Annotated in this window: 13 protein-coding genes; 6 read left to right on the forward strand and 7 right to left on the reverse strand. The window is 70.3% G+C overall.

From position 1 onward, the window contains the following. Positions 1 to 35: 35 nt before the first annotated feature. Positions 36 to 1,820, reverse strand: coding sequence for an acyl-CoA dehydrogenase (locus BKK79_RS27995; RefSeq protein WP_071016846.1), 1,785 nt, complete (start codon positions 1,818 to 1,820; stop codon positions 36 to 38). Positions 1,821 to 2,161: 341 nt separating this feature from the next. On the opposite strand from BKK79_RS27995, the gene BKK79_RS28000 reads away from it, so the two are divergent. Beyond that, positions 2,162 to 3,781: a 3-(methylthio)propionyl-CoA ligase gene (locus tag BKK79_RS28000; RefSeq protein ID WP_071039446.1), complete on the forward strand. Its 1,620-nt coding sequence runs from the start codon at positions 2,162 to 2,164 to the stop codon at positions 3,779 to 3,781. A gap of 93 nt (positions 3,782 to 3,874) precedes the next feature. Here BKK79_RS28000 and BKK79_RS28005 read toward each other — a convergent pair whose 3' ends face one another. The 3 genes from BKK79_RS28005 to BKK79_RS28015 form a co-directional block, all read right to left on the reverse strand. Continuing rightward, positions 3,875 to 4,813: an AraC family transcriptional regulator gene (locus tag BKK79_RS28005; protein ID WP_083384709.1), complete on the reverse strand. Its 939-nt coding sequence runs from the start codon at positions 4,811 to 4,813 to the stop codon at positions 3,875 to 3,877. A 539-nt stretch (positions 4,814 to 5,352) separates the two neighbouring features. Continuing rightward, positions 5,353 to 6,474, reverse strand: coding sequence for a porin (locus tag BKK79_RS28010; protein ID WP_071016842.1), 1,122 nt, complete (start codon positions 6,472 to 6,474; stop codon positions 5,353 to 5,355). 589 nt (positions 6,475 to 7,063) lie between these two features. Next, positions 7,064 to 8,713 (reverse strand): acyl-CoA synthetase, encoded by a 1,650-nt coding sequence (locus BKK79_RS28015; protein WP_071016840.1) that lies wholly within the window; start codon positions 8,711 to 8,713, stop codon positions 7,064 to 7,066. A 261-nt stretch (positions 8,714 to 8,974) separates the two neighbouring features. Here BKK79_RS28015 and BKK79_RS28020 point away from each other — a divergent pair, with 261 nt between their 5' ends. Together BKK79_RS28020 and BKK79_RS28025 are read left to right on the forward strand one after the other, a co-directional pair. Further along, complete coding sequence (locus BKK79_RS28020; protein WP_071016839.1) at positions 8,975 to 9,595, forward strand: DUF938 domain-containing protein; 621 nt, start codon at positions 8,975 to 8,977, stop codon at positions 9,593 to 9,595. A gap of 391 nt (positions 9,596 to 9,986) precedes the next feature. Next, positions 9,987 to 10,820 (forward strand): AraC family transcriptional regulator, encoded by an 834-nt coding sequence (locus BKK79_RS28025; protein WP_071039447.1) that lies wholly within the window; start codon positions 9,987 to 9,989, stop codon positions 10,818 to 10,820. Between the two features lie 231 nt (positions 10,821 to 11,051). On the opposite strand, the gene BKK79_RS28030 is transcribed toward BKK79_RS28025, so the two are convergent. Further along, on the reverse strand, positions 11,052 to 12,146 hold the full coding sequence (locus tag BKK79_RS28030) for a M14 family metallopeptidase (protein WP_071039448.1): 1,095 nt from the start codon (positions 12,144 to 12,146) through the stop codon (positions 11,052 to 11,054). A 266-nt stretch (positions 12,147 to 12,412) separates the two neighbouring features. On the opposite strand from BKK79_RS28030, the gene BKK79_RS28035 reads away from it, so the two are divergent. Next, positions 12,413 to 13,321, forward strand: a complete 909-nt coding sequence (locus tag BKK79_RS28035) for a LysR substrate-binding domain-containing protein (protein WP_071016833.1) — start codon at positions 12,413 to 12,415, stop codon at positions 13,319 to 13,321. A gap of 78 nt (positions 13,322 to 13,399) precedes the next feature. Here BKK79_RS28035 and BKK79_RS28040 read toward each other — a convergent pair whose 3' ends face one another. Beyond that, positions 13,400 to 13,822, reverse strand: a complete 423-nt coding sequence (locus BKK79_RS28040) for a hotdog fold thioesterase (RefSeq protein WP_071016831.1) — start codon at positions 13,820 to 13,822, stop codon at positions 13,400 to 13,402. 111 nt (positions 13,823 to 13,933) lie between these two features. Further along, positions 13,934 to 14,959: an AraC family transcriptional regulator gene (locus tag BKK79_RS28045; RefSeq protein WP_084085265.1), complete on the reverse strand. Its 1,026-nt coding sequence runs from the start codon at positions 14,957 to 14,959 to the stop codon at positions 13,934 to 13,936. A 433-nt stretch (positions 14,960 to 15,392) separates the two neighbouring features. On the opposite strand from BKK79_RS28045, the gene BKK79_RS28050 reads away from it, so the two are divergent. Beyond that, on the forward strand, positions 15,393 to 16,439 hold the full coding sequence (locus BKK79_RS28050) for an aldo/keto reductase (protein WP_071016829.1): 1,047 nt from the start codon (positions 15,393 to 15,395) through the stop codon (positions 16,437 to 16,439). Positions 16,440 to 16,621: 182 nt separating this feature from the next. Continuing rightward, a complete protein-coding gene (locus BKK79_RS28055; RefSeq protein ID WP_084085267.1) occupies positions 16,622 to 17,878 on the forward strand; it encodes an MFS transporter in 1,257 nt (418 codons plus the stop codon). Positions 17,879 to 18,701 lie beyond the last annotated feature (823 nt).

Consider the following 18,701-nt stretch of genomic DNA (forward strand, 5'->3'; position numbering starts at 1 on the left):
GGCCGGCTCCGGCCAGGCGGCGTCCACGCGCCCGCTCAGAACTGCGCTTCGTCCAGCGCCGTGGCCGCCGCGCCACCCGCGGTGATGGCGTCGCGCAGCCCGCCGGCCTGCGACAGCACGTGCTCGGCGAAGAAGTGCGCGGTGGCGATCTTGGCCGAGTGGAAGGCCGGGTCCTCGGCGCGCCGGGCGTCGGCCGCCAGCATCGCGCGCGCCAGCTGCCAGCCCGAGAACACGATGCCGCACAGCTTCAGGTAGGGCACGCTGCCGGCGAACACCGCGTTCGGGTCCGCCTTGGCCTGCGACACCACGAACTCGCCCACTGCCTCCAGTGCCGCGCGGCCCTTGGCCAGCTGCGCCTGCACCGCCACGAAGGCCGCGCCGCCGTGCGCGCCCAGCGCCTGCTCGGTCTGCGCGATGCGCGCGCAGATCGCGCGCAGCACGGCGCCGCCGTCGCGCACCGTCTTGCGCCCCACCAGGTCGTTGGCCTGGATCGCGGTGGTGCCTTCGTAGATCGGCAGGATGCGCGCGTCGCGATAGTGCTGCGCCGCACCCGTCTCCTCGATGAAGCCCATGCCGCCGTGCACCTGCACGCCCAGGCTGGTCACGTCGATCGACAGCTCGGTGCTCCAGCCCTTGACCACCGGCACCAGGAATTCGTAGAAGGCCTGGTTCTCGGCGCGCGCCGCGGCATCCGCATGCTGGTGCGCCGCGTCCGAGGCCGCCGCCGCCACGTAGGCCAGCGCCCGCGCGCCTTCGGTGAGCGCGCGCATGGTCATCAGCATGCGCTTGACGTCCGGGTGGTGGATGATGGCCACCGCCTCGCGCGCCGAACCGTCGACGGGGCGGCTCTGCACGCGTTCGCGCGCATAGGCCACCGCCTGCTGGTAGGCGCGCTCCGAGACCGCCACGCCCTGCATGCCCACCGAGAAGCGCGCCGAGTTCATCATGATGAACATGTACTCCAGGCCGCGGTTCTCCTCGCCCACCAGCGTGCCGATGGCGCCGCCGTGGTCGCCGAACTGCAGCACCGCCGTCGGGCTGGCCTTGATGCCCAGCTTGTGCTCGATCGACACGCAGTGCACGTCGTTGCGCGCGCCCGGCGAGCCGTCGGCGTTGACCAGGAACTTGGGCACGATGAACAGCGAGATGCCCTTGACACCCTCGGGCGCGTCCGGCGTGCGTGCCAGCACCAGGTGGACGATGTTGTCCGCCATGTCGTGCTCGCCGTAGGTGATGAAGATCTTGGTGCCGAACACCTTGTAGGTGCCGTCGCCCTGCGGCTCGGCGCGCGTGCGCACCATTGCCAGGTCGGAGCCGGCCTGCGGCTCGGTCAGGTTCATGGTGCCGGTCCACTCGCCGGCGATCAGCTTGGGCAGGAACAGCGCCTTCTGCGCCTCGCTGCCGGCCGTCAGCAGCGCCTCGATGGCGCCGTCGGTGAGCAGCGGGCACAGCGCGAACGACAGGTTGGCGCTGTTGAGCATTTCGTTGCAGGCGGTGGCGATCAGCTTGGGCAGGCCCTGGCCGCCGTACTCGGCCGGGTGCAGCACGCCCTGCCAGCCGCCCTCGGCGAACTGGCGGAAGGCCGCCTTGAAGCCAGGCGTGGTGGTCACGGCGCCATCCTGCCAGCGGCTGGGATCGAGGTCGCCGGCGCGGTTCAGCGGCGCCACCACCTGCTCGTTGAACTTGGCCGCCTCTTCCAGCACGGCCTGCGCCGTCTCCGGGGTCGCCTCTTCGTAGCCCGGCAGCTGGCTGACGGCCTCCAGGCCGGCCAGCTCGTTCATCACGAAGAGCATGTCCTTGATCGGTGCGCGGTAGGTCATCGCGTGTCTCCTGTCGGGTTGTATCCAGCCAGCGGCCTTGCCCGCATGGCTGCTCAGAGGCGTGATCGTAGCTCCGGGGCACCTGTACAGGCTAACAAAAACTGCCCATTCATTGACAAAACCTGCCGAATTGCGCCGTGGCGGGGCAGGCGCGGCGGTTGGCAGGATTTGTCAGAAATTCGGCCGGTCCTGTCAATGCCCGCGCGCGGGCTTGTCCCTAGAAGGGCCGCCACAGGCCACCGCGGGCCATTGCAAGCCAGCCCGCCGGACTGCCGGCATCCCGGCCCGCTCCGGGCCATGCCCGCACTCTTCCGCCCACTATATTCCCAGGAGACCCGCCCATGGACCATTTCGGCCAGATGATGTATGCGCCACTACTGTTGCCGTCGCTGCTGGAGCAGGCGGCGCGGCATGCCGGCCGCGTCGAGATCGTCTCGCGCCGGGTCGAGGGCGACATCCATCGCTACACCTACGCAGACTGCCACCGGCGCACGATGCAGCTTGCCAACGCGCTTACCGCCGCGGGCATCGCGCCCGGCGACCGCATCGGCACGCTGGCGTGGAACGGCTACCGGCACATGGAGATCTACTACGCCACGGCCGGCATCGGCGCCGTCTGCCACACCATCAACCCGCGCCTGTTCCCCGAGCAGGTGAGCTACATCATCAACCACGCGCGGGACCGCTTCCTCTGCTTCGATGCGACCTTCCTGCCGCTGGTCGCGCAGATCGCGCCGCAATGCCCGCACGTCGAGCGGTGGATCCTGCTGGGCGATGCGTCGGCGCTGCCGGACGATTTTCCGGTGCCGCTCGAAAGCTACGAGGCGCTGCTCGACGGCCAGCCGCAATCCTTCGCCTGGCCCGAGCTGGACGAGCGGCAGGCGGCGCTGCTGTGCTACACCTCGGGCACCACCGGCAACCCGAAGGGCGTGCTGTATTCCCATCGCTCGACTTACCTGATGGCGTATGCCTCGGCCCTGCCGGACGCGCTCGACCTGCATGCCGCCGACACCGTCGCGCCGGTGGTGCCGATGTTCCATGTGAGCGCCTGGGGCCTGCCGTTCTCCGCCGCCCTGGTGGGCGCGAAGCTGGTGATGCCGGGGCCCCGGCTCGACGGCGCCTCGCTCACTGAACTGTTCACGCAGGAAGGGGTGACGGTGTCGGCCGGCGTGCCGACCGTCTGGCTCGGCATGGTCGACCACATGCGCCGCAGCGGCGAGCGCTGTGCCACGCTGGCGCGCGTGATCGTCGGCGGTGCCGCCTGTCCGCCGCAGCTGGCCGAAGCCCTGGGCGGCCTGGGCATCCGGGCGGTCCATGCCTGGGGCATGACGGAGTTGTCCCCGGTGGGGACGGTCTGCACGCCGTCGCACGGCTACGCGGAGAAGACGGCCGAGGAGCGCGCGCGCATCGACGCCAAGCAAGGCCGCGCCATCCCCGGCATCGACATGAAGCTGGTGGGGGCCGCGGGCGAGGAGCTGCCCTGGGACGGCCGCTCGGCCGGCGACCTGATGGTGCGCGGACACTGGGTGGTGGAGCGCTACTTCGGCGCCGAAGGCAGCGCGCTGGAGAACGGCTGGTTCGCCACCGGCGACGTGGCGACCATCGATGCCGACGGCTATATGCAGATCACCGACCGCAGCAAGGACGTGATCAAGTCGGGCGGGGAATGGATCTCGTCGATCGAGCTGGAGAACATCGCCCTCTCGCATCCCGAGATCGAGCTCGCCGCCTGCATCGCCGCCGCGCATCCGAAGTGGGACGAGCGCCCGCTGCTGATCGCGGTGCGCCGTGCCGGCAGCAGCCTGAGCGCCAAGGAGCTGCTGGACTTCTATGCCGGCAAGGTGGCGAAATGGTGGGTGCCGGACGACGTGGTGTTCGTGCCCGAGCTGCCGCTGACGGCGACCGGCAAGCTGCAGAAGCTGGTGCTGCGGCAGCGCTTCGGCCAGCACCTGGTCCGCTGAATCCCTGGAATCGGTCGGTGCCAGCCATGTCCTTCACCTCCCATTTCAAGGATTCCGCGGACTGGTGAGGCAGGGCGCCGCCGGCTGATCCGCTCAGTGCAGGCGCTCGGGCATGGTGCGGTAGGCCTTCGGCGTGCTGCCGGTCCAGTGCCGGAAGGCGCGGTGGAAGGCGGTCGGGCTGTCGAAGCCGATGTCGTAGGCGATGGCGGCGATGGCATCGGTGGTGCGCGTCAGGCGCTGGATGGCGATGTCGCGCCGCATCTCGTCCTTGACCGCCTGGAAGGTCGTGCCCTCGGCCGTCAGCCGGCGGTACAGCGTGCGCACCGAACAGTGCAGCGCCTGCGCCACGGTCTCGATGGTGGGCGTGGCGGGCAGGCAGTCGGCCAGGTACTGGCGCACCCGGTAGCACATCATCTGCTCGGCGAAGGAGACGAAGATCCAGTCTTCCGGCGCGCGCGCCAGGAAGATCTTCAGGTCCGCCTTGCGGCGCCGGATCGGCAGGTCGAGGTAGGCCGCGTCGAAACTCAGGCGGGTGTGCCCGCCGCCGAACTGCACCGGCCCGGGAAAGAGGTAGAGAAAGTCGTCGGCGCGCGGCGGCCGGGGAAAGTCGAACTCCACCATGGCGAGCGGGATCCGCTTGCCGACCAGCCACGATGCCACGCCGTGCACCAGCTTCAGCATCAGCTCGCGGCCCAGTTCGCTGACGCCCGGGCCGGACGGCTCGGCGGTCAGTTCGACATGGCCGAGCGCCCCCGCGCGGCGTGATTCCAGCCGGAAGTCATCCAGGATCAGGTGGAAGAACTGGCCGAAGCGGTGCAGCGCCACCTCCAGCCGCGGGGCATCCAGCAGGCTCAGGCACAGGTACTTCAAGGTCCCGTTACGCAGCGGCCGGCGGAAGATGCCCGGCATCTCGTCATCCAGTTCGGTCGCCAGCAGGCGGTACAAGGTGGAGAACTGCTCCTCGGTGACGCGCGCGCCCGGGGTCTTCAGCAGCCCGTAGGCGATGCCGGAGCGGCCGGCCATGCGCTGCATGGCCGCAGGGTCGGCGCCGGCCAGGAAGCCGTTGACGAGGGAGATGGGAACGGTGGCGGAGAACGGATTCAAGGGCGTGGGAGCGCCGGGGCCGGGGCGGGCGGCCGCATCCGGACAGCGGCAGGCTGCATGCTGGGTGCGATTCTGCCAGTGGCGCGCGCCGGATGTCCAGCGCCGGGCCGGAGTACCGGGGCCGGCAAGGGGCCGCGCGAGGGCCACTGGATGGGGGAATAATCCGAATGGAATCCATGCTTTTAATTCGCTTGGGGAATGCGTGGCGCAGGCGTAAGCTGAAGGCTCGGATACAGCATCGCGGCGCCGCAAGGTTCTGCCAGGCCATGTCCGGACGGCCTCCCCGTGGGCCGGCTCGTTTTTTTCACCGTGCTTCACCGTTCTTCATCGTGCCTCCTGCAAGGCGCTTCCAGCCCGCACGTCATGCGTCGTGCGGGCTTTTTTTTCGAGCACGGCCGCCGCGACGGCTGGCGAACCGGCGCGCGGCGGGCGGGAGCGGTTGACGGCCTCTTCCGCCCGCCGATGTTTCAGAAGCGGGTGCGCAGGCCCACCCCCGCCCCCGTGCGGCAGCGGGTGCCGCCGAAGGAGCCCGAGGGGTTGTTGGGATCAGTGATGGAGCCGCCCGAGAGACGGCTGTAGTCCATCTCGAGATAGACCTCGGTGCGTTTGGACAGGCTGTACATCGCCACGCCATAGACCGTCTGCACCAGCCCGGCGACGCCCGGCCGGACCCCCGAGACGTTGTCCCGCATATACCCGGCGGTGAGCTTGAGCGCCCGCGTGGCCTGGTAGGTGACGCCGGCAGCGGCATATTGGTCGCGCCGCTCGGCCGTTTGCGTCCCGGCGCCGAGCACGGTATTGGCATTGCCGCCGATGCTGGTATTGGCCAGCGGCGTGCCGGAACCGTTGGCGCCGATGGCGAAGCCGGCCTGGCGCCAGGCGTCCAGGTAGTAGCCGTGCAGCGTGAAGGGACCGATGGCGTAGCGCGCGCCGGCGACCCACAGGCGCATCGCGTGGCCGTTCGCATCCTTGGACTGCTGGGCCACGGCGCCGCTGTGCAGGCTGTCCGTGTCATAGGTCAGCGCCAGTTGCACGGTGCTGCCGCTGGCCATGTCGCCGGCACGCTCGCCGAAGGCGTATTGCGCTTCCACGCCGAGTCCGGCCCACTGCTTGCTGTAGTCGACGGTGTTGTCGTAGCGCAGGCCCGTCAGCGATGTCTGCCAGCTCAACTCGCTGTAGTTGCCGATGCTGATGGGGTCGACGCCGATGACGAACAGATAGGCGGCGCCCATCTGCCGGCCCAGCTTGATCGTGCCCCAGGTGTCGTTGGCAAGCCCCAGCCACGCCTGGCGGCCGAACAGCTGGCCCTGTTGGGACGAACGGCCGGTGGTCGGGCTGAAGCCGCTCTCCAGCGTGAACAGGGCCTTGCTGCCTGCGCCCAGTTCCTCCACGCCGCGCAAGCCCCAGCGCGCGTTATTGAAGGCGCCGTCCTGCAGGCCGATCAGTGTCTGGGGACCGCTGCTGGTGGCCTGGTGGTTGGCAAAGCGGACACTCGTGTCGATGACGCCGTACAGCGTGACGCTGGACTGGGCCAGTGCGCCGCCGGACAGCAAGGACAAGCCTGCCAGCGGAATGATGCCGGGTTTCAAGATTCTCTCCCTTGGTGTGAAAAAGCGAACTCATCTGCGTCGTGTGTGGAGTGCGGAGTGGAAATCGCAGGGCATGCTTTGTGGACTCGCTTGTGCCGAGGCGCAGCGGGTGCGGTTCGGCACGGAGCAGAGGGTGGCCCTGTCGTGGTCTTTCATGGCTCAGGAACGGCGCTGGGAACGCCGAAGGGATGGGTGGCCCCGGCCCGGGTGGATTCGCGTTCAGCGAGGGGGCGTCCGGGTTTGCGTGGCCGTTTGGTGCGAGCGTCAGTGTAAGGACTGTGCGCTATGCGTGGGATGAATTAATTGCGCCGGATGGATTCGCTTTCTTCCTCTTGGGGCGGCGTGGCCCGGGCGCTTGCGGGGAGGAGGGAACAGGGAGCGGGGAGCGGGAACCGCCAGCGCGACACGAGCGGAGGCGCGCCGCTGCGGCGCGGCGGAGGGGGCGCGGCGACGGCGCTCGCCTTGGTGTTCAGCGAGCGCCTTGCGCCGGGGCGGAAGAGCGGGGAGCGGGGAGAGCGCCCGGCGCGAGGGAGACGACGGGCGCGGCCGCGCCCGCCGCCGGACGATTGCCGGACGATCGGGCTGTGCCTCAGCCTTGCGCGTCGCGCTGCCTGGCCACTTCCTGGTTGCGCAGGATGAAGCGCTGGACCTTGCCGCTCGGCGTCTTGGGCAGCTCCGCGACGAATTCGATTTCGCGCGGGTAGGCGTGGGCTGCCAGGCGATTGCGCACATGCAGGCGCAGTTCCTCGGCCAGCTCGGGGCTGGCGCGCTGCGCGGGGTCGAGTACGACGAAGGCCTTGATCAGTTCGGTGCGCTCGGGGTCGGGCTTGCCGATCACGGCGGTTTCCACCACGGCCGGATGCTCGATCAGCGCGCTTTCCACGTCGAAGGGGCCGACCCGGTAGCCGGAGGTGGTGATGACGTCGTCGGCGCGGCCGATGAAGCTGATGCTGCCGTCGTCGTTGAGTTCGGCAGTGTCGCCGGTCAGGTAGTAGTCGCCGACGAAGGCGCCGGTGCGGGTGCCGTGGTAGCCGGCGAACCAGCACATGGGCGACTGCGTCATGTCGATGGCCAGCGTGCCGGGCTGGCCGGGGGCCTGCTCGCGCGCTTCGTCGTCGACCACTACCACGCGGTGGCCCGGGCTGGCGAAGCCGGCCGCGCCCATGCGCACGGGGTGGCCGAGGGCGTGGTGGTTGCACAGCACCATGCCCAGCTCGGTCTGGCCGTAGTGGTCGTGGATGGTGGTGCCGAGTTCGTTGGCGAACCAGCGGATCACTTCGGGGTTGAGCGGCTCGCCGGCGCTGCTGACCGCGCGCAGCTTGCCGCGCAGCGGCCCGGCCGCGGCTTCGCCGGCGGCAATCAGCAGGCGGTAGGCGGTGGGCGAGCCGGCCAGGTTGGTGATGCCGTACTTGTTGATGACGCGGCAGGTGCTTTCGATGCTGAAGGGGCCGTCGTAGAAGGTGGTCGGGTGGCCCAGCGCCAGCGGCCCGGTCACGGCGTAGTACAGGCCGTAGGCCCAGCCGGGATCGGCCAGGTTCCAGAAGGCGTCCTCGGGGCGCAGGTCGACGGCGTCGCGCATGTAGCCGGCGAAGGCGGCGATGGCCTTGAGCGGCACCAGCAGCGGCTTGGCCGGGCCGGTGGTGCCGGAGGTGAACATCATCAGGAAGGGGTCGTCGCCGCGGCGCATGACCGGCGCGAAATCGGCGGGACGGCGCTCGACCTCGGCCCAGAAGCTGAAGTCGCCGCGTACCAGGCCGCGGCCCTTGGCGCCGGCCACGGTCACCACGGCGGGGCAGCCCTCGACCTCGTCGAGCTTGGCGCGGTTGGCGCCGTCGGTCACCACCAGGCGCGCGCCCGAACTCTGCACGCGGTGCTCGATGGCCTTGGGCCCGAAGGCGGTGAACAGCGGCTGGTAGACCGCGCCGGCGCGCCAGGTGCCGAGGATGGTGACCAGCAGCTCGGGCGTGCGCGGCAGCAGGCCGGCCACGCGGTCGCCGGGCTGCACGCCCTGCTCCTGGAGGAAGTTGGCGAAGCGCGCCGAGAGCTGGTCGAGCTGGGTGAAGGTCCAGCTCTCGCTGCTGCCGTCGCGGCTTTCCCAGAACAGCGCGATACGCCCGGGCAGGGCATGGCGGCTGCAGCATTCGACGCAGGCATTGATGGCGTCGAGCGTGCCGCTCACCCGCTCGGCAAAGGCGTCCTGGTAATTGAAGCCGGCGATGGCCTCGGCGTAGTCGCGCATGATAGTCTCCACTGGGGTCGTCCCGGCCGCGGTCGGCGCGGGCGACTTGTCTGCTTTGTCGGTGGCCGACAGTGTGATTTAGCGCCGGATGGGGGGCAATGGCCGAAGGCTCCAGCTGTGGCGACCTGATTTGCCACTCCCGCTCCGCGCCGGCCGGCGGCCGTGGCGGCGCGGCGGTAAGATGCGGTATCCGGCGCCCCGCCGGCCCGGCCCGCCGTCCCCTGTGCCGGGTTTCATGTCCAGCCAGAGGAGAGTCTCCCCATGACCAGCAGCCAGCCCCCTTCCGACGCACGCCGCGTGGCGCCCGCGGCGGAGCGCAACCGGGATCCCATCCTGGAGGTGCTGCGGCGCGTGCTGCCGGCCTCCGGCCTGGTGCTGGAGATCGCCAGCGGCACCGGCCAGCATGCCGTGCATTGCGCCGGGGCGCTGCCGGGCCTGACCTGGCAGCCGAGCGATCCCGACGAGGCTGCGCGCGACTCGATCGCCGCCTGGACGGCGCATGCCGGCCTGGCCAATGTGCGCGCGCCGCTGGCACTGGACGTGCGGCTGCAGCCCTGGGGCGTGGAGTCGGCGCAGGCGGTGGTGTGCATCAACATGGTCCACATCTCGCCCTGGGCCTCCACGCAGGCGCTCTTCCTCGGCGCCGGCCGCCTGCTCGCGCCGGGCGGCGTGCTCTACCTGTACGGCCCCTACCGCCGCGACGGCGCGCATACGGCGCCCAGCAACGCGGCCTTCGACGCCCAGCTGCGCGCGGCCGACCCCGACTGGGGCGTGCGCGACATGGAGGCGGTGGTGGCGCTGGGCGAGGGCGCCGGCCTGCTGCTGGAGGAGGTGGTAGCGATGCCGGCCAACAACTTCAGCCTGGTGTTCCGGCGCGCCTAGTCCATTGCGTCAGGGACAGCGCATCCGGGCGGCGGTGCATGCCGCTCGCAGGCCGGGTGCAAAGAGCCCGGAGGCGCTGTCGATCGGGGGCTCTGGAATGACGCGGTGGACCAGGGACCGCGATGCGCCCATCCCCCCACACCGCGCCCGCTCGATCATGCGGCCCCGGCCTGCCGGTGGCGACCCGTTTGCTAGAGCGTGGTGGCGCCGTCGGATTGTCGGAGAGCCTTGGAGAGCCGCCCTGAACGGTTCGTTTGGCCGGCTCGTCGAACGCGGTTGCGGCCCTCCAGCAAGGACCGGGCGGGTTGGCCCTCTTCGTGCCAGCCCGCTGCGAAAAACCGCAAGATCTGCAAATCCAGCAAGGCTACATTGCTCCCTAAGGAGCCCGCAATTGAAACCCCAGACCCGCACCCAATACGCCCGCCGCATGGACCCCGTCCTGCGCTGGCTGGCAAGCAACCCCGACGCCGCCCCGGATCTGTATCTGCTGGCCGACCTCGCCTGCTTGTCGCCGTATCACTTTCACCGCGTCTACCGTGCGATGATGGGTGAATCGGTGAACGCCACCGTGCAGCGCATCCGCATGCATCGTGCGGCGGTCGTGCTGGGCGGCACCGGGGTGCCATTGCGCGATGTCGCGCTGCGTGCCGGCTACGCGTCGGACGCCGCCTTCAACCGCGCGTTCGGCGCTACCTTCGGCATCTCGCCGGGGCGTTACCGCGCGGCCCGCTCCCGTCCCTTCAACCCCGAGGAGCTAGGCATGTACCCCATCACCATCGAAACCTTCCCCGGCACCGTGCTGGCCGCCTTGCCGCACCATGGCAGCTATCAGGAAATCGGTCCGGTCTTCACCCGCGTCTTCATGCTGGCCGCCGGCCGTGGCCTGGCCCGCCCCGATGCCATCGGCTTCGGCGTCTATTTCGACGATCCCGGGCAGGTGCCGGCTGGCCAGCTGCGTTCGATGGCGGGCATGCCGGTCGCGCCCGACGCAGACCTGGGTGACGAACTGGAACGCTTCGAGATCCCAGCCATCCGCTGCGCGATGCTGACCTACACCGGACCGTACAACGAGATGGACAAGCCGTACGGTTGGATGTTCTCCGAATGGCTGCCCCGCAGCGGCATGGATCCCGCGGACTTCCCCATGTTCGAGCAATACCTGAACGACCCGCGTACCACACTGCCCGCCCAATTGCAGACGCGCATCTGCCTGCCACTGCGATAGGCTTCGCGCAGCCGGATGGATCCAGGCGGGGGGCAAGAGGACCTCCCGTTTGCATCCCGTTGCCATGAAGAGGAATAGGAAGACGAATGCGAACAGGGCCGGGAGGCACCAGCCAGCGCCGGTCACACAGCCCTGGAGCCTCCTCGGCGGACGGGCGATGACGGATAGGTCCGGCCTGGCGGGGCGGGCCGCCGCTTCCCCGCGCCGGCGGCCCGCCCCGGCCGGAACGTGTCAGGCGCGGGCGTGGCGCGCCAGCGCCGCCACCGACTGCAGCACCGCCACGCGGGTCTGGCCGTAGACCTGGCCTTTCCAGTCGGGGCTGTCGCAGTAGAAGGCGTCGCGCAGGCCTTGGCGGATCTCCGCGCGGGTGTCGGCCGGCACGTCGGGATGGCGGTGCATCCAGTGGTCCGCGCGCAGGGCCTGCATCACTTGCATCGAATCGAGGGTGCCGAACTCGAGCGCCATGATGGTCTTCTCGATGCCCGGGTACTGCGTGTAGGCGAGATTCACCAGCGCCCCTTCCACCACCGACGAAACCGAGCCCGGCGCCGTGATCGGCAGCACGTCGGCGCCCCAGGTGGCGTTGGCGCGTGCCAGCTCGGCGGCGTCGCTGCCGACGAAGATCTTCTCGCCGTGGCCGTACGGGCCCAGGCCGGTATGGACGTCGATCCACACCATCGCGGCGAAGCGCGGCAGGTGGCGCGCCAGGAGCTCGCCCATCTGCCGGGTGCTCCAGCAGGGCGCGCTGCCGCCGTAGAACATGCCGTCGGGCACGCGGTACTGGCCGCCGGTCATGGCGTCGCGCAGCGCCTGCATGCCGCGCGTGGCGATGAACTGGTTGAGCGCGGCCTGGTCGGCCGGGCCGGGAGGCCAGGTCGCCGGCAGCAGCAGCGGGTCGACTTCCAGGTAGGCCGGGTTGCTGGCGGCCGCCGCGGCGAAGTCGGCGCTGTTGCGGTTCAGGTCGACGTTGTCCTCGTTGACGCGCCGCAGGTGGGCAAAGCCGTAGGGGTTGACCGCATGCACCAGCAGCAGCGCCACGCGCGCCTCGGTGAGCTTGGTGAACAGCAGATCGTCGCCGAGCAGGCCGACCTGGCAGCCCGAGCCGCAGAAGCCTTCGACGCCGTGCGTGCCCGAGGTGACGACCAGCACCGAGCGGGCGCCGTCCGGCGCGAACAGCGCGCTGTCGATCGACAGCGGCTCGCCGTCCGGGCCGGTTTGCCCGGGGTGGATGGCCCGTTCGATCTCCAGGCCGCGGGCGCGCGCGGCCGCGGTGAATTTCTCGCGGGCCTCGGCATAGGTCTCGGCGAAATGTCGTGCGACGTCCATCGGTCTGTCTCGCTTGTGTCGTGATGGGGAAGGGGAAGGGGCAGGGCTAAGGGGCAGGGCGGCGGCGCCGGAGTGCCGACGGCAATGATCGACCGGCACCGGCGCTTGCACAAGACAAGAATTCTGGAAGGCGATCAGGTTTTCTTATCACCCGCCGGGGCATGGCCTACACTGCGGCTTTGCCTTCTGTCTTCCGCCCACCGCCTGCCGTATCCCTCCGACCGCCTCAGGCGGGATGCCGGCGAGCCAGCGAGCCAGCGCCAGCGATGAAGCCACAGCAACTGCAGGTCTTTCTCTCGGTCGTCGAACAGGGCAGCCTGCACGGCGCGGCACGCGCGCTCGGGCTGTCGCAGCCGGCGGTCACCTTCACCCTGCGCGAACTGGAAAAGAGCCTGGGCGTGCCGCTGCTGCTGCGTTCGGTGTCGGGCGTGCGGCTGACCGAGTATGGCGAGGCCTTCCTGGTGCGGGCGCGGCTGCTGGTGGAAGACATGCGGCGCGCGCGCGAGGACCTGATCGCGATGCGCGACGGCGCCGGCGGCCATGTCACCGCGACGGTGTCGTCGGCGGTGGCGCGCGCGATGATTCCACAGGCATTCGCGGCGTTCCGGCGCGCCGACGCCAAGACCACGGTGAGCTTCCGCGAGGCGGCCTTGTCCCAGGCGCTGCAGGCCCTGCGCGACGGCCAGACGGATTTCGCCGTGGTCAACAGCGTGCCGGGCATGCGCTGGCCGGACTATGCGCAGCACCGCACCCTGCTGCCGATGCGCCTGCTGGTGGCGGCACGGCGCGGCCATCCGCTGGCGCGCGTGCGCACGCTGGCCAGGCTGCAGGAGGCGGAGTGGCTGCTGGCCAGCGAGCCGGGCGACGATTTCGACCGCGGTTTCGCCCGTTTCTTCGCCGACAACGGGCTGGCCGCGCCGGAACGCATCTTGCGATGCCAGTCGCTGGCGCCGACCGTGGCCCTGCTGAAGACCACCGACGTGGTGGCGCTGGTGACCGAGCCGACCTTCGCGCTGGAACTGCGCCAGCAGCCGATCGTGGCGATCGGCGTGCGCGAGGCGCTGCCGGAGATCGAGGCCGGCATCGTGGTGCGGCGCGACCGCCCGCTGACCTCGGCAGCAGCGCGCCTGCTGGCCTGCATGGAGGCGGCGGCGCAGTCGTTCCGCGCCGGGTGAAGCGGGGCGCGGATGCGTGGATGCGCGGAGGGGAAGTCCTGCCCCTCCGGCCGGCATGAACTGCGCACAAACCGAGAATTAACCGCGCGCCAGGATCGACATCGTGATGCGCGAGATGCAGACCGGCTTGCCTTCCTCGTTGCGGATATCGATGGACCAGACGTGGGTGGAGCGTCCGACGTGGATCGGCGTGGCCTTGCCGATCACGTAGCCCGAGGTGACCGAGCGCAGGTGGTTGGCATTGATGTCGAGCCCGACGCAGTAGTGCGTCTGCGGATCCAGGCACAGGCTGGCGGCGCAGCTGCCGAGCGTTTCCGCCAGCAGTACCGAGGCGCCGCCGTGCAGGATGCCGAAGGGCTGCACGGTGCGCCGGTCGACCGGCATGCGGGCGGTGAGCGAGTCTTCGCCGATCTCGAGAAACTCGATGCCGAGATGCGTCACGGCGGTGTCCTTGTGCAGGGCCTGCAGGTCGGCCAGGTTCGGTGCTGCTTTCCAGAGCATTGTCTTTGTCTTCCTCATGGTGTCGGGATGTGCCGGCCGCGGCCGGCGCCGGCCCATTGTACTGGGGGGCCGCGCGCGCTGCAGGGGCGCCGCCGGGGTAGCCGGGCCGGCTCAGGCGGGCCGCGTCGCGGCGCCGCCGGCTTCCCCCCAGCGCTGCTTGTCGCGCAGCGGCGGCGCGCCGAACAGGCGGCTGTACTCGCGGCTGAACTGCGAGGCGCTTTCGTAGCCCACCGCGCGCGCGGCGCGCGCCACGCCCACGTCGCCGGTCAGCATCAGGCGGCGCGCTTCCTGCAGGCGCAGGTGCTTCTGGTACTGCAGCGGGCTCATGGCGGTGACTTCCTTGAAATGGAAATGCAGCGAAGAGACGCTCATGTGCACGTCGCGCGCGATCTCGTCGACGCGCAACGGCTGCGCGAAGCGCTCGCGCAGCAGGCGGATGGCCTTGGCCACGCGGCTGACCTGGCTGTCGTGCAGCGCCATCTGGCGCAGCCGCGCGCCCTGGCCGTTCATCAGCAGGCGGTAGAGGATCTCGCGCTTGATCATCGGCGCCAGGATGGGGATGTCGCGCGGGGTATCGAGCAGGCGCAGCAGCCGCAGCACCACATCGAGCAGTGCCGGGTCGAGCGGGTGCACGTACATGCCGCGCGCCGGCTCGCTGCGCTCCGGCGGCGGCAGCTTGGCGTCGCCGATGAGGGCCCGGATCGCCTCGGTGTCCAGTTCCAGGCGCAGTCCCAGGTAGGGTTCGCAGGCGCTGGCCGTGGACACCTGCGCCACCACCGGCAGGTCGACCGAGGAGACCAGGTAGTGCATGGGGTCGTACTCGTAGGCTTCGTCGGCGATCAGCAGGCGCTTGGAGCCCTGCGCGATCACGGCGAAGGCGGCGGTCTGGATCGCATGGTGGGGCCCGGTGGGGTGCTGCATGCGATGGATGCGCAGTCCCGGCACGGCGGTTTCCCGCGTGCCTTCGAGCGTGCCGGTGTGGCGCTCCAGCAGTGCGACCAGCTCGCGGCGCGGCAGTGCCAGCGGGTCATGCGCGGCTTGCGCGTCGTGCGCTTCATGCGGGGCTGGCCGGGTCTCCGGCGCGGTGGCGGGCTCGGCGATCGAGGCGGTGGCGGGGCGGTCGGGCAGGGCAGTCATGGCGCGGCGGCGGGACGGTACCGGTGCCAGCTTACTCCGTTCTTCCGGTTGCCTGTTTCTCCGGCGGCACAGGGTGGTGACAATCGGAGAATCAGGCAGGAATCCCGCAGGATCGGGTATGGCGCGGCGGGCGCCGGAAGCGCGCCTGAGCGCGGGGCAGGAGGAAACATCACAACGGAATGGCTGTCCGTGCACATGCGCCCGCCCATAACGGGCGAGGTTCGCGCCGGCGCTCATCCCGGTGCGTAGGAATAGGCAGGAAAGCGCGAGAATCCGGCAGCGCCGGATCGGCTGGCGGATTGCATAATCCTCCAGCGATGCAGCGGCCGCGGAACGCGCGGCACAGGCCGGCAGGCACCTGCCGGCACGCTGCCAGTCCTGCGCCCGGGCGAGCCCGTCCGGGCGCCAATCCTACGATCCAGGAGTCTCGACCATGCGTTACAGGAAACTCGGCAATACCGGCTTGTTCGTCTCGGAGCTGTGCCTGGGCACCATGACCTTCGGCGGGGAAGGGCAGCTCTGGAGCCAGATCGGCGACGTCCAGCAGGCCGACGCGGAGCGGCTGGTGGCGGCCGCGCTGGAGGCCGGCATCAACTTCATCGACACCGCCGATGTCTACTCCGAGGGCCGTTCGGAGATCATCACGGGGCAGGCCCTGAAGAACCTCAAGGTCAGGCGCGACGACGTGGTGGTGGCGACCAAGGTGTTCGGCGAGACCGGCAAGGGGCCCAATGCGCGCGGCTTGTCGCGCTACCACATCATGGAAGGCGTCAAGGCCAGCCTGTCGCGGCTGCAGCTCGACCATATCGACCTGTACCAGGTGCATGGCTTCGATCCGGCCACGCCGGTGGAAGAGACGCTGCGCGCGCTGGACACGCTGGTGCAGCAGGGGCACGTGCGCTACATCGGCGTGTCGAACTGGGCCGCCTGGCAGATCATGAAGGCGCTGGGCATCGCCGAGCGGCTCGGCCTGTCGCGCTTCGCCTCGCTGCAAGCCTACTACACCGTGGCCGGGCGCGACCTCGAGCGCGAGCTGGTGCCCATGCTGCAGAGCGAAGGCGTGGGGCTGATGGTGTGGAGCCCGCTGGCCGGCGGCCTGCTGAGCGGCAAGTACGGCCGCCAGGCGAAGGGGGAGGCCGGCAGCCGCCGCACCGTGTTCGACTTCCCGCCGGTCGAGCTGGAGCGTGCCTATGACGTGATCGATGCCATGCAGGGCATGGCCAGCGTGCGCGGCGTCTCGGTGGCGCAGGTGGCGCTGGCATGGCTGCTGCACCAGAAGGTGGTCAGCAGCGTGATCATCGGCGCCAGGCGCCTGGAGCAGCTGCAGGACAACATCGCCGCCACCGGCATCGCGCTGAGCGCCGAGGAACTGGCCGTGCTGGACCAGGCCAGCGCCTTGCCGTCCGAGTACCCGGGCTGGATGTTCCGGCGCCAGGGCGAGGTGCGGCGCCGGCAGCTGGCCGAGGCCGGCCTGGCCTGAGGCGGCGGTCGGCGGGCAGCGGCGGTGCGGCGGTGCGGCGGGTGGCGTCGCCTGCACGGCTTGCTGCATCGCAATATAATGACCGGCCTGCACTGCGGGCCGACCCGGTCCGCAGCCGCCCCGCCGGCGGCCGCCTGACCGGCGGGCCCGCCACATTGCGTTTTCCACAAGGCCCACCCCCGATGCAGCCCCCCGCACCAGCCCGCACCCCCGCCGATGTCCGACCCGAAGGCGCCACGGACCACGCGCCGCCGCAGCGGGTCGGCCTGGTGCTGTTCGCGCTGGCCGTGGGCGGCTTCGCCATCGGCACCACCGAGTTCGCCACCATGAGCCTGCTGCCTGCCTTCGCGCAGAGCCTGGGCATCGACGCGCCGACGGCCGGCCACGTCATCAGCGCCTACGCGCTGGGCGTGGTGGTGGGCGCGCCCGTGATGGCGGTGCTGGGCGCGCGGCTCGCCCGCCGCACCCAGCTGATCCTGCTGATGGCCATGTTCAGCGTCGGCAACGCCTTGAGCGCCGTCGCCCCGGACTACCACTGGATGTTGCTGTTCCGCTTCCTGAGCGGCCTGCCGCACGGCGCCTACTTCGGCATCGCCGCCTTGACGGCGGCCTCGCTGGTGCCGGCCCACCGGCGCACGCTGGTGGTGGGGCGCATCTTCCTCGGCCTCACCTGCGCCACCGTGATCGGCGTGCCGCTGGCCAACTGGCTGGGCCAGGCGGTCGGCTGGCGCTGGAGCTTCGGCCTGGTGGCCGCGCTGGGCGTGCTGACCATGACCTGCGTGCGGCTGTTCGCGCCCAGCACGCCGGCAGATCCGTCCGCGAGCCCGCTGCGCGAGCTGGGCGCGCTGACACGCCTGCAGGTGTGGCTGACGCTGGGCATCGGCGCCGTCGGCTTCGGCGGCCTGTTCGCGGTCTACACCTACCTGGCCGACATCCTGGCGCAAGTGACGCACGTCTCGGCGAGCACGGCGCCGCTGGTGCTGAGCGTGTTCGGCCTGGGGCTGACCGCCGGCAATATGGTGGTGCCGCTGTTCGCCGACCGCGCGCTGATGCGCACCGCCGGTGTGCTGCTGCTGTGGAGCGCCGCCATGCTGGCCCTGTTCCCGCTGATGGCCGGCAACGTCTGGGCCATCTCGCTGAGTGTCTTCCTGATCGGCCTCGGCGGCTCGCTGGCCACGGTGCTGCAGACACGCCTGATGGACGTGGCCGAAGACGCGCAGAGCCTGGCGGCGGCGCTGAACCACTCCGCCTTCAACATGGCCAATGCGCTCGGGCCCTTCCTCGGCGGCCTGGCCATTGCGGCCGGGCATGGCTGGACCTCGCCGGGCTGGGTCGGCAGCCTGCTGGCCCTGGGTGGCTTTGCGCTGTGGGCGGCTTCCGCGGCGCTGGCGCGCAAGGGCCGACGCGCCGTGCCGGCGGCAGGCGACACGGCCCGCTGAGCGCGGCAGCGAAGCGCTTGTCCAGAGCGTCACGCTTCACCGCCTTCTCCTTCTCTTTGCTGCGGGTGGGAACCCGCAAACATCCGCATCGCACGGGCGGCCCTCGACCGCCCCGCCCGGGCCGTCGAGCACAGTGTCGCGCACAGTCTCGCGCACAGTCTCGCGCACAGTCTCGCGCATGCAGCGGCAGCACGCCGCGTGCCGCGCCGGCCCTCTGAACCCCAGAGCCCCAGAGCCCCAGAGCCCCTGAATCACTGAGACCGCCCGGTGCCCGCGACCTCATGCGGGCACGCCGAGCCGTTGCCTAGGCGCACGGCCATAGCGGCCCATGCGCGCGATGCCCGGCGCCGCCCCGCATCGCATCGACCGCCTCTCCCTCATCCCCGATCTCCATGATCCAGCGGCCGGCCGCCGATGCCGGCGCTGCGTCGGGCGAGCCGGTGCCAGCCGTACAAGGCAATGTCCGAAGGAGGCGAATTTCTTCCGAGTGATTTTCAGAATGTCCTGATGGACGCGCCCGGAGGCCATCGCTGACCATTGTCCCCAGAAATTCCACCGCCTTTTCCGGCCCGTCGGGCCGATCCACCGTACCCACATAGCAGCACTGGCGGGCATCGCCAGCGATTCCAGATGGTCGCATTCTTCACTCTCGAGCGGCCGCGCGTACCGCCTCACGGCAGGGATGATTCCGGTGTTTCCTGAACACTTCGAACGCGAACTCGCCGTTCCGCATCCCGCTGTCAGCGGTGCCGTCGGCACCATCTCATTCCGCGTGAGCCTGCGTGGCTACACGCCTTTGCGCCCCCCCGCGCGTGCCGCGCGT

This window comes from Cupriavidus sp. USMAA2-4 (assembly GCF_001854305.1).
Lineage (GTDB): Bacteria > Pseudomonadota > Gammaproteobacteria > Burkholderiales > Burkholderiaceae > Cupriavidus > Cupriavidus malaysiensis.